Source organism: Bacillus sp. VT 712, assembly GCF_001614195.1.
GTDB classification, from domain to species: Bacteria; Bacillota; Bacilli; order Bacillales; family Bacillaceae_H; genus Priestia; species Priestia flexa.
In genome coordinates, this window is the sequence record NZ_LWBK01000010.1 from 158,538 (window position 1) to 169,711 (window position 11,174).

Genomic DNA, 11,174 nt, shown 5'->3' on the forward strand with positions numbered 1-11,174 from the left:
GTCAATATAAAAAATATAAATAAACATATTTTTTATACATCTTTTTTCTTATCCGCGCTTTAAAAACAGCTATATAACCAGCTTATTCTAAATAAAAAATCCTTTATATTTTTTATTTTAATTATTCATCCCCCTGATTTTTTATAATATCAAGCTAATATTTTCTATTTCTTTTTACCCTACTATTCTTTTAAAACTGTGTCTTTTACCCTATATAGTTTTTCGATATAATAAAAGGTATAAAAAAAAGAGTTTGGGACATAACAAAATGATTGCTTCTAAAAGACGAACACTAGCTGTTCCCATCTCTTTGATTTGTCTCAACACGTTCGTTCCATTGCGCTACGGCCACTCGCTTTCCGCGGGGAGGAACGTGAGCTTCCTCGCTGCGCTGCGGGATCTCCGTTTTCCCTCTCTTTCCCGCAGGAGTCGAGTGTCCTACGCTCCATTCCACCCTGTTTCCAACATTGTTTTCACAATCAAAAAAACCTGAATGATTAAAAGTTATGAACTCTCAATCGTTCAGGTATAGTAGAGGCTGAACTACTTATATCTCAGTCTCTCAACGTACGTTTGTATTTTCGATTTGTTGTACAAACCTTGACTTATTAATAGGTTGCTGAAACGTGTTAGTGTCAAACTCGTATACTATTTCACCTTCACAAATCGTATAGCGAATTGTACAGCTGAATTCATAGCCTTCATAAATGCTGTGCTTGTGTTTAAAAAACATGCGGTTTTGCTTTACGATGTAGGAATTCTTTAAATCAACGATTGTTAGATCTGCATCTCCGCCCACTTGAATACTACCTTTTTGAGGATACAACCCAAAACGCTTGGCAGGAGCCGTTGAAGTTAACTGTGCAATTTTAGTAAGAGGGATGCTTCTTTTTTGATACCCTTCTGTGATCATTGCTTGAAGCGTATATTGCCCTCCCGATATTCCTCCCCACACCTCAAACATATTATTTGATTTCTTCAAGTCCATAGGACACGGCGAGTGGTCAGAAGATATCATATCAATTTCACCTTTTTCCATCGATAACCACAGTTTCTCTTGTTCTGCTTTTGACCTGAGCGGTGGTGCACATTTAGCCAGTGCTCCAATTTGTACAAAGTCTTTTTCTCCAAACAATAAGTAGTGTGGGCAAGTTTCTAAAGTAACATCTTCCCCTCTTTTTTTAGCATCTACGATTAAGTCAACAGCTTCTTTGCTACTGATATGTACAAAATGGAGTGAACATCCAGTTTGCTCAGCATACTCTAATGCTTCTTTAACTGCTTCTACTTCCACTTCAATTGGCCTTGTTTCTAAATAGCTTCTAATCGATGTAAGCCCCTGTTCCTCTTTTTGTTTTTGAAGCTCTTTAATCGTTTTGTCTTTCTCTGCATGCAAAGCGAGAACCTTACCCAACTTCGCGATTTCTTTCATCCCTTCATAGAGCGTAAGTCCATCTGAAAATTCGAACTCTGATCCTGCTTCTGACATAAATGCTTTAAAACCAATAGCCCCTTGCCTTGCCATCTTTTTAAGTTCATCTTTATTACCAGGTACTAATCCTCCCCATAAACCAAAGTTTACAAATGACTTCTCATTTCCAAGCTTCTTTTTATTTAAAAAAGCTTCTTTCGTTATGGTAGGCGGAACACCATTTAGAGGCATGTCAAAATAGGTTGTACACCCTCCTGCTGCCATCGCTTTTGAACCATTATCAAATCCCTCCCAATGCTCTCTTGCAGGCTCATCAAAATGAACATGTATATCAATAGCTCCAGGTAATACATGCATTCCTTCTGCTCTTAGTACCTCTTTCGCTAGGCTGGTATCAATAGTAGACTTTAAAGCAATAATCTTACCCTCATATATACCAATATCTATTACGCATACCTCGTTTTCTAACACAACCGTTCCACTTTTGATAAGTAAGTCATACTTTTTCATCCATAAACCCCTTCCACTTGCATTAGATTATTTTAAATATAACTGAATTTTCTAATTTTTTCATCGTGTATTTTGCCTTTTTTTAAAAGATGTTTTGTGCAAACTAGACAAAAAATGTACCTAGATACACGAGTATCCGGCACATTTTCATTGAGGTAAACTGATTCGAAAAGTGGTTCCTTTCTCAGGTTCACTTTCCACTTTAATTGTTCCTTTATGCATATCAACAATCCATTTCGCAATTGCTAAACCAAGACCATGTCCGCCCATTTGTCTAGACCTAGATTTGTCCGCTCTGTAAAAGCGATCAAAAATTCTTTTTTGTTCATCTTTATGGATACCAACACCCGTATCAGCCACTCGAATTTCAACTGCATTCGGTCTTTGCTTAATCAATACTTTTACGTGTCCTTGTGGAGTGGTGTATTTAATTCCGTTATCCAATAATATATACATGAGCTGCGTAAGCTTTTCTTCATCTCCCGAAAGCTCTATCTGGTCAGGTGCTTCTAGATGTAAGCTAATATTTTTAGAGTGAGCAAGTGGCTCAACGGACTGCATTACTTTTTCAACCATTTTTTTAATATCAAATTTATTAAAGGCTTGCTGGTTTTTGCTAGCATCAGACCGAGCCAGCGTAAGCAAATCACTTACAAGCTTAGTCATCCGCTTTACTTCTGCTTTCATATTACCGACAAGCTTTTTAGAAAAAGGATCTTCATTTACTTCATCCTGCATTTCGAGCGCATTAATAGATGATAGCATCACGCTTAATGGCGTTCTCAATTCATGAGAAGCATCGGCTACAAACTCTTTTTGCTTTAAAAATGCGTTTTCAATGGGAATCATTGCACGCTTTGACATTAAACGACTCATGTAAATGGCTACGCCTACAAATAAAACTGTTAACGATAACATGATGACCAAAAGCCACTTTAGCAACTGGTATAGAAACGAAACGTTTTTACCAATGTAAAGCATCCCTAAAAACTCACCTTTATAAAAAATTGGCTGTCCAGTCATAAGCAAATCAATACTTACCTTAAATTCATCTTCAGCATGACCATTCCGCTCAAACTTTTCCACATTTGGATGAATTGTTTCAATGCGTTCTTTACGCACTTCATTTTCAATCGGAATCCAGCCGTTAATTAAGTTTAGCAATTTCGGTCTTAGTCCTTCACTTGCTTCGCTGCCCATTAGTAACTGACCTTCTGGACTAACGACATAATAAAAGAACGCATCTTCCCTTGCCACAACAATATCTTGGTATTCATCTTCTACTTGGTCATTTTGCTCGACCAAAAGACTTTTCACAAATTTTGTTTCTTGCTTGAGCAACATGTTTAAGCTTTGCTGCTGGTTACTGCTAATCACAACGTAAACAAGTGAATAGACGATAAACACAAATAAAAGCAGAAATATCATTAACAGCGCACTGTAGCGAAAGGTAAGACGATTTTGCGTTTTGCTAAATAAATCTTGCTTCATCCGGTTACGAGCTCTTCTTATTAACTTTTTAGTCAATTTTATAACCTACTCCACGTATACTTTGGATGAGCTCTTGTTTCCCAAAATGATCTAGCTTTTTTCGCAGGAGTTTGACCGTTGCATCGATTGTTTTAATGGATACATCCGATTCATAGCCCCAAACGCGATCTAATATAATATCTCTTGATAAGACCTGTCCCTTATTTTTCAGTAAAAAGTCCAACAGCTGAAATTCTCTTGGGCTGAGCTGGATTGATTTGTCTCCACTATTCATCATTTGACTCGAACGGTTTAAGGTGATTTGATCGATTTTAACAGTTTCTTCAACAATTGGAGCATAGTTGCGGCGAGACAAAGCTCTCAGCCTGGCCAACAGTTCATCAATTTCAAACGGCTTCACCATATAATCGTCCGCACCAGCATCTAATCCATGCACGCGATCTTGAACAGCATCTTTTGCTGTTAACATTAAAATTGCGCCATTATAGCCTTCCTTTCGAAGCTGTTGGCAAATTTCTACTCCATCTCCGTTTGGCATCATCCAATCCAAAATGAGAATATCATAATGCGCATCAACAGCATAAAAGTAAGCATCACGCCCCTCCGTCACCCATTCGACGTTAAAGCCTGCTTTTTTCTTTAACATATAACTTACTAGCTCTCCTAGTTGCAAATCATCTTCTGCTAATAAAACATTCATATTTTCTCAGCTCCATTCATTTATAAATATACTACTTTATGTCCTTATTTATTTTATTTATGTCAACGGTTAAAAGCATGTTGAGAATGAGAATTTGATTGGTTGTTTACACTTTCTGTTACTTGTACCACGCGGCGACATATTTCAGCTCGTACTCCGCGCTCTTTTAATTTTTCTACGATTTGTTCTAACTTATTGTAAGGCTTTTGCGTTTTCATTTTCATTCCTCACTTTATTTAGAATAATGGATTACGAAAAATTCTCAATGTCATACTTTTTCTTTGTTTCTTCTAACCAAGTTGGATATTCAGACTGAAATTTATTCTCTAACAAGAGTTGTTTAATTTCCTCTTTGCTATTTTCATAGTTCGCATCTTGAGCTGCTTTTTTATCAATTACTTTAATAACGTGATAACCATACTCTGTTTTAACAGGCTCACTAATTTCATTAACATTTAAGTCGAATGCAGCATCACTAAACTCTTGAACCATATCTTCTTTACTAAAGTATCCCAAATCTCCTCCATCTTCCTTAGAGGCTGTATCCGTCGAATATTCTTTTGCTAACTCAGCAAATTTCTCACCATCGCTCAGATTTTTCTTAACTTCATTAGCCGTTTTTTCATCTTTTACAAGAATATGACTTGCTTTTACCTGCTCTGGCTGATCAAATGAGTCTTTGTTTTCATCAAAATATGATTTCATCTCGTCTTCAGAGATGTCAATTGTATCTTCTACCAGCTTTTTAGCTTTTAAGTTTGTTTCTAAATCCTTTTTTACTTCGCTTTCTTTAATACCATTTGCTTCTAAAGCTTGATTAAACGTATCTTCTCCACCATATGATGTAATTAACGCATCAAGCTCTTTGTCGAGTTCTTTTTCACTAATTGTTACACTTTTCTTTTCCGCTTCTTTATTAATGACTTTTTGTTCAATCATTGAATCTAAAACGTCAGTTCCACCTTGAGACATTAACACTTCATATAATTGGTCTTTTGTGATTTTGTCTCCATCAACACTTGCTACTGCATCAACGCGATTGACTTGGTACACGACACCCGCAATGATAGCACCAGCAGCAATGATACCAAGAAAAGAAAAAAGCTTTTTCTTTTTCTTCTTATCCATTTTCTTACCTCTCCTAACTTCCATCCATGACTTACGCTATGTATGTAAGCGCAAGAATTATGAGCTTTTTGAACAGTTTTCTTTCTACGCTTCTAACTATACAAAAACAAAATGAAAAGTTGGTGAAAGCGTAAAAAGAGTTTGCTCTGTTTACGAACCATGTGAGGTAATCTTTGAAGTTGTTTATCTTATATAGAGAAATTTGGAGGACATTATGATTAAAGAAGTTGCTTTTTTCCGTATTAAAAAAGAGCTACTAGCAGAGTTTGAAGAAGCATTTCATCAAGCCGCTCACGTTATCGCATCTGTACCAGGATATATTAATCATTCCATTCATCGATGCATTGAAACAGATACTAAATATATGATTATTGTTGAATGGGAAAATGTTGAAAGTCATATGGTGAATTTTGTCCAATCTTCATTATTCGAAGAATGGGACAAACAAATGGGACGTTTCTTCGAGCCAAACGTTACAATGGACCATTATGTCAATGTTCATCCCTCTAAACATTGACATTCGTATGAAAAAAGCTTATTCTTAGCTTAGCACCCTATCCATCACCATTTCGCTTGTTGCGGGACACTTAACCAGTTCGGAATGGATAGGGTGTTTTTGTCTGTTTCAAATATAAAAAATACATAGAATAATAAAGAGACTGAGACATAAGTAGTTCAGCCCTTACTATACCTGAACGATTGAGAGTTCATAACTTTTAATCATTCAGGTTTTTTGTTGATTGTGAAAACAATGTTGGAAACAGGGTGGAATGGAGCGTAGGACACTCGACTCCTGCGGGAAAAAGAGGGAAAACGGAGATCCCGCAGCGCAGCGAGGAAGCTCAGGTTCCTCCCCGCGGCAAGCGAGTGGCCGTAGCGCAATGGAACGAACGTGTTGAGACAAACTAAAGAGATGGGAACAGCTAGTGTTCGTCTTTTAGAAGCAATCATTTTGTTATGTCCCAAACTCTTTTCTTACTTTGCCTCACTTTGATCTGTATATACGTTTAATCCTTTACGTCGTCTCCAATAATAAACTGCATAACATAGCAGTGGTAATAACCCAAGTTAACCAATATAACCACCCTACAGCAAATCCTGTTCCAATTACACCTCCGAGTGAGACCATAAATAAGTGACGACTTTTCATCGTCCGCTTCAGATCATTTTGTCCTTCATGTTGTGCCATTAACTTCACTTCTTTCCTTCTATCTTTCCCAACATTCTTTTACTCGCTTTTCGTTCTAGTTGTTTGACTACAAGCAAGTATTACTATCAGAATCATTGTTTGATTATAAAATTTTTCTGGTTTTTTACAACATTTCATGAATACAAAATAGAAAGCTAACGTTTTCAAATAAAAAACGCTAGCTTTTCAGCTAACGTTCTTATTTTCATCTGTTGTATACCAAATAAATTTTCCAGTATAACCATAAATAATAGCAATAATAATAGAAACAAAGCTTAACCACATAAACGGTAGATAAGCAAACGTTGATACACCTAGGATCGTTGTTAAGAAAATACCATTATCGGTCCATGGAACCATACCTGAGGTTAACGTTCCACCTACTTCAGAGTTACGCGCTAATACAAGTCGATTGATTTTTAAACGATCATAGCTATCTTGCATAATCTTTGGCGTTAAGATAAGCGATACGTACATAGCGCAACCGAAGATATTTCCTAGTAGACCTGTAAAAATCGTAGCTGTCGTGACGTTCCCGGCATTTATTAAAAGTTGTTCAAATTTAGAGAGAAGTACTTTTAGTACACCTAACTCTTCCAGCAAGCCACCAAAGCCTAATCCAAAAATAATAACAATAATTGAACCAACCATACTCTCAATTCCACCGCGGTTTAGCAATTCTGTTATAAAGGTGATGTCTGACTCGATGGAAAACCCGCTGTAAGCTGTATGAAAAGCAGTTGATACGCTTAAATCTTGAAAAAGGACTCCCCATACTACACCAAGTAAAGAACCCACTGCAATTGATGGTAGTGACGGCTTTTTTAATGCTAATAAAACAATAACAACAACCATTGGAACAAGCATCCACACATTAATTTGGAACACATCGTGTAAAGATGATTTTAAAAACTCTACTCGCTCACTATCAAAGTTGTTACCACCGTACATAAATCCAGCAATGGTAAACAAAATAGATGTAACAATATAAGCTGGAATATCTAAGTAAAGCATTGCTCGCACATGAGCAATTACATCCACTTTTGCCATGGAAGCAGACAAGATTGTACTATCAGATAGTGGAGATAGCTTGTCTCCGAAATATGCTCCAGAAATAACTGCCCCAGCTACGAGCGGTAGAGGCATTCCCATTCCTTCCCCTATCGCCATCATTGCAATACCTGCTGTTCCTACTGTGCCCCATGATGTACCCGTTGCAACAGAAGTGATTGAACAAATAACTAAAGTAGCTAATAAAAAGAACGTAGGGTTAATAAACTCTAAGCCGTAGTAAATTAATGATGGAACAATCCCTCCAGAGATCCATGTTCCAATTAAAGCTCCTACTGCCAATAAAATCAGAATCGCTTCTAACCCGTTTCCAATCCCTTTTGTAATCGCTTTCTGTAAAAAATCATATTTATACCCTAAGCGAATACCTAACGCAATAACAATAAACCATGAAATAAAGAGCGCTAGCTGGATGGGAAGTTCGAAAATGAGTGCGAATGAAACAACAACCGCTAGAAATAAAAGTAACACGATCATAATTTCACCAATTGAAGGTAATCTTGGTGTTTTCAAAATCAAATCCCCCTAAACTTATGACTTGAATACTAGATGGCTGCAGGATGTAAAAGCGCACACATCTTTTGATAAAAATGTATAATTCGAACAAATTTATGTAAATATACTTTCAATTCATTTACCTTTTCACATCTAAAAAGGCCATTTTTATCCCATGTAATATTCACTATTTTCACAAGGCAAATAGTACCACAACCTCACAGGCTCGTTCAAGCCTTTATTTATATCGATTTCTTCACATTTTTTGAAAAGAATAAAAATACGTAACAAGATGTTGTGCATAATGCACAATTGTTTCATCTTTATTTATTGGTAGATAGGCTGTCGTAATCGTATTTTTTTCATAGAATAGTGTCCATCTTGTAAAATCCAGGGTTGATGAAAAAGCTTTCCTCGAAAAACTTTCTGTTTGTGCACCGTAAAGAGACGATCTCTATCCCTTAACCACTCATCAACGGTTCCTTCTTTTGTATAATAAGGAGGAGATATAGGCTTATACGTCAGCAAAATTTCTTTATGTTGAAATCCTTTATGCTTTCTTCTGCATTGAAATTCAGTCAACTCCCCACGTTTGTTAACCATTATGTCGGCATGTAGATAAGGTAAATGATTTCAAACAGTCTTTCTTTAGTATACACTCGCATTATTTTTAAAATTACGAAGGCTTGTCCATTTACTACTTCTAAATTCTATTCCCTTGCATACTACTAATTAATAACGAGTAAAAAGGAGTGACTTAGGTATGATGCTATATGACTTGCACAATAAGCTTTATTATCAAGTGTTCAATTCAGCTCAACCTAAAATGACCGATTCACACCAAGGAAGAAGCTGGGGGTACGTAAAGAAGCTTGTGAACGGCAAACCAATTAAGTTTTGGCTAGACTATACGTGGGGACGCTTTATGTATTTTAGCTATAATGAGAAATGGTATCGAGTTGAATACCTGCAAGCAAATGATAAAAAGCAGGTGTCTGATTTATTTAATGGTGCCTTAATTGACTTAATTTTAGAGGGAGAAGAGCTTAATTTAGTACGCGGAACTTATGAAAATCGACGTCTTTTATTATAACAAAAAAATAAAAACACGGATTAAACCGTGTTTTTACTCATTTTCTGCTGTTGTTGTCCGAGGTGTGATTAAAATTTCTACCCGGCGGTTTTTCTTTTTGCCTTCCTCAGTGTCATTGGAGGCTACCGGCTTAAATTCACCAAAGCCCTTTGCACTGAACATACTTGGGTTTAAGCGATTGTTTTCTAGAATAACCTTCATAAAGTTAATCGCTCTCATAACGCTAAGCTCCCAATTTGATTGAAAGCCGGCGTTGCGTATCGGTACATTATCAGTATGACCACTAATGATAATATTACGAGGAGGGTCCATTACAAGCAAATTTGAAATTTCTTTTGCTAGACGTATATCTTCCGGTCGAACATCAGCTCTTCCAGATGCAAAAAAGACGTTATCCCGAATCGAGATTAGTAACCCTTCATCTGTTAATGAGGTTTGCAACTTGTCTTTAATTCCATTATCTTCCATATATGCATTTACTTTTTGTTGAACAGTTAACAGCTCTTGCTGGTCGGCATCGTGAGCAATTTTCTGCTTTTGCTCTTCCGTTAACGGCTTTTCTCCTTCTTTTTCACTAGGATCCATTCCGCTATCTCTTGCTACATTTTTTTCCGTTGGGTCTTCAGCCGGGAGGTTTTCTTCTTTTGGAGTAGGTGGTGTTTGAAACTCTAACACACCTGTTCCCCCTTCAAACGTTGCATTAAACGCTTTTGATAAGGCTTGAAACTTTTGAGCATCAACAGAACTTATGGCAAACAAAACGATAAATAACGCAAGTAATAGCGTTAATAAATCCGCATACGGTAATAGCCAGCTCTCGTCAACATGAGCGTCCTCTTTTTGTTTCTTTGAACGCTTTTTACTCATTTTCAGCCACTTCGCTTTCCTGCAATAGCTTCTTACGCTCAGCTGTTGGTAAATAAGATGCCAGCTTTTGTTCAATCACTTTTGGTGTTTCACCTTCTAGTAAAGACAGAACGCCTTCGATCATCATATATTTAACCTTTGCTTCTTGCTTAGATTTACGTTTTAATTTGTTAGCAAATGGATGCCAAAAAACGTACCCCGTAAAAATACCTAGTAGTGTTGCAACGAAAGCAGCGCTGATAGCATGCCCTAAACTAGTTGTGTCAGCCATGTTTCCTAAAGCAGCAATTAACCCAATGACTGCTCCAAGTACCCCTAAACTCGGTGCATATGTACCTGCTTGTGAAAAAATAGCTGCGCCAGCCTGATGGCGGTCTTCCATTGCTTCAATCTCTTCAGATAACACGTCTCTAATGTAATCTGCGCTTTGCCCATCAATTGCTAAATTTAATCCATTTTGCAAGAAAGGGTCTTCCACATCAGCTGTTTTTGCTTCTAATGATAATAACCCTTCTTTTCGAACAACTTGTGCCCATTCAGAAAACATAAACACAAGATCTTTTGGTGTAGCCATCTTTGGCTCTTTAAAAAGAACGCCAAATAACTTAGGTACCCTTTTTATTTCACTTGTTGGAAACGCAATGACTACCGCTCCGATTGTTCCTAGAACAATGATTAAAATGGCCGCAGGGTTCATTAAAACAGCTGGGCTAACGCCTTTAAGAAACATTCCTATCATTAGTGCAACCAATGCTAAAATCAAACCAAAAAAAGATGTTTTATCCATTTCTATGTCTCCTATCTTTGTCCGCTCAGTGCATCGTGATTTTAGTGTATCTGCTTTTTATTTCGACATTTAAAACGAATTTTTGAATGTTTTTTTGTTTTTCTTAAAATAAATATCAATGTCAGGATGTTTTCATAAGGACTGATAATGAGCATTTTCCGATACAAATATTTCCATTCGATTAGAAATGATAGGTACCCTATGCCACTTGGAGCTCATTTTTAATTTGCTCAAGTGACGTTCCATTTGTGGTTTCACGATACACAAACTCAATGATACTGCCGATTTTTTGTTTTCTTATGCACTGAATGGCTAGGTTAAAGGCAGCCTTTCTAAGGTACATCGCAAAAACATAGGTGAACTGGACAATGGTCCAAAAACGCTTAATCGCTCGTTCACTCCGGACTTGAT

The 11,174-nt window shown here is 36.9% G+C and carries 10 protein-coding genes and 3 pseudogenes; 2 read left to right on the plus strand and 11 right to left on the minus strand.

The window, feature by feature from the left end:
* Window positions 1-562: 562 nt before the first annotated feature.
* From A2U94_RS06895 to A2U94_RS06910, 5 genes are all read right to left on the minus strand, one after another.
* Complete coding sequence (locus A2U94_RS06895; RefSeq protein WP_035320329.1) at window positions 563-1,942, minus strand: allantoinase; 1,380 nt, start codon at window positions 1,940-1,942, stop codon at window positions 563-565.
* Between the two features lie 147 nt (window positions 1,943-2,089).
* Entirely contained in the window at window positions 2,090-3,469 is a 1,380-nt protein-coding gene (locus A2U94_RS06900) for a sensor histidine kinase (protein WP_090752807.1), read from the minus strand.
* On the minus strand, window positions 3,462-4,133 hold the full coding sequence (locus A2U94_RS06905; protein WP_025908909.1) for a response regulator transcription factor: 672 nt from the start codon (window positions 4,131-4,133) through the stop codon (window positions 3,462-3,464). Before A2U94_RS06905 ends, A2U94_RS06900 begins: the two co-directional genes overlap by 8 nt.
* Window positions 4,134-4,195: 62 nt before the next feature.
* A complete protein-coding gene (locus A2U94_RS21090; protein WP_153301180.1) occupies window positions 4,196-4,351 on the minus strand; it encodes a hypothetical protein in 156 nt (51 codons plus the stop codon).
* A gap of 31 nt (window positions 4,352-4,382) precedes the next feature.
* A complete protein-coding gene (locus tag A2U94_RS06910; RefSeq protein WP_062954491.1) occupies window positions 4,383-5,261 on the minus strand; it encodes a peptidylprolyl isomerase in 879 nt (292 codons plus the stop codon).
* A gap of 214 nt (window positions 5,262-5,475) precedes the next feature.
* Here A2U94_RS06910 and A2U94_RS06915 point away from each other — a divergent pair, with 214 nt between their 5' ends.
* On the plus strand, window positions 5,476-5,778 hold the full coding sequence (locus A2U94_RS06915; RefSeq protein WP_025908911.1) for an antibiotic biosynthesis monooxygenase family protein: 303 nt from the start codon (window positions 5,476-5,478) through the stop codon (window positions 5,776-5,778).
* Window positions 5,779-6,345: 567 nt separating this feature from the next.
* On the opposite strand, the pseudogene A2U94_RS21465 reads toward A2U94_RS06915, so the two are convergent.
* From A2U94_RS21465 to A2U94_RS22225, 3 genes and pseudogenes are all read right to left on the minus strand, one after another.
* Window positions 6,346-6,450 (minus strand): annotated as a pseudogene (locus A2U94_RS21465) (amino acid ABC transporter permease); the annotation flags it as partial.
* A 186-nt stretch (window positions 6,451-6,636) separates the two neighbouring features.
* Window positions 6,637-8,034, minus strand: coding sequence for a Na+/H+ antiporter NhaC (gene nhaC, locus A2U94_RS06925; RefSeq protein ID WP_025908913.1), 1,398 nt, complete (start codon window positions 8,032-8,034; stop codon window positions 6,637-6,639).
* 309 nt (window positions 8,035-8,343) lie between these two features.
* Window positions 8,344-8,634: pseudogene (locus tag A2U94_RS22225) on the minus strand (DUF2071 domain-containing protein); the annotation flags it as partial.
* A 145-nt stretch (window positions 8,635-8,779) separates the two neighbouring features.
* Between A2U94_RS22225 and A2U94_RS06935 the strand changes: the two are divergent.
* Entirely contained in the window at window positions 8,780-9,109 is a 330-nt protein-coding gene (locus tag A2U94_RS06935) for a hypothetical protein (RefSeq protein WP_025908915.1), read from the plus strand.
* Window positions 9,110-9,142: 33 nt separating this feature from the next.
* On the opposite strand, the gene motB is transcribed toward A2U94_RS06935, so the two are convergent.
* From motB to A2U94_RS21470, 3 genes and pseudogenes are all read right to left on the minus strand, one after another.
* Window positions 9,143-9,976: a flagellar motor protein MotB gene (gene motB, locus A2U94_RS06940; RefSeq protein ID WP_025909153.1), complete on the minus strand. Its 834-nt coding sequence runs from the start codon at window positions 9,974-9,976 to the stop codon at window positions 9,143-9,145.
* Window positions 9,969-10,763: a flagellar motor stator protein MotA gene (gene motA, locus A2U94_RS06945; RefSeq protein ID WP_025909154.1), complete on the minus strand. Its 795-nt coding sequence runs from the start codon at window positions 10,761-10,763 to the stop codon at window positions 9,969-9,971. The genes motB and motA overlap by 8 nt, the downstream gene beginning before the upstream one ends.
* 199 nt (window positions 10,764-10,962) lie before the next feature.
* Window positions 10,963-11,174: pseudogene (locus A2U94_RS21470) on the minus strand (IS701-like element ISPlan1 family transposase); the annotation flags it as partial.

Excerpts from the sequence above, each read along its gene's own strand:
- A2U94_RS06895 (WP_035320329.1), bottom strand. The coding sequence starts at position 1,942 with ATGAAAAAGTATGACTTACTTATCAAAAGTGGAACGGTTGTGTTAGAA.
- A2U94_RS06905 (WP_025908909.1), bottom strand. The coding sequence starts at position 4,133 with ATGAATGTTTTATTAGCAGAAGATGATTTGCAACTAGGAGAGCTAGTA.
- A2U94_RS21090 (WP_153301180.1), bottom strand. The coding sequence starts at position 4,351 with ATGAAAACGCAAAAGCCTTACAATAAGTTAGAACAAATCGTAGAAAAA.
- A2U94_RS06910 (WP_062954491.1), bottom strand. The coding sequence starts at position 5,261 with ATGGATAAGAAGAAAAAGAAAAAGCTTTTTTCTTTTCTTGGTATCATT.
- A2U94_RS06915 (WP_025908911.1), top strand. The coding sequence starts at position 5,476 with ATGATTAAAGAAGTTGCTTTTTTCCGTATTAAAAAAGAGCTACTAGCA.
- A2U94_RS06935 (WP_025908915.1), top strand. The coding sequence starts at position 8,780 with ATGATGCTATATGACTTGCACAATAAGCTTTATTATCAAGTGTTCAAT.
- motB (WP_025909153.1), bottom strand. The coding sequence starts at position 9,976 with ATGAGTAAAAAGCGTTCAAAGAAACAAAAAGAGGACGCTCATGTTGAC.
- motA (WP_025909154.1), bottom strand. The coding sequence starts at position 10,763 with ATGGATAAAACATCTTTTTTTGGTTTGATTTTAGCATTGGTTGCACTA.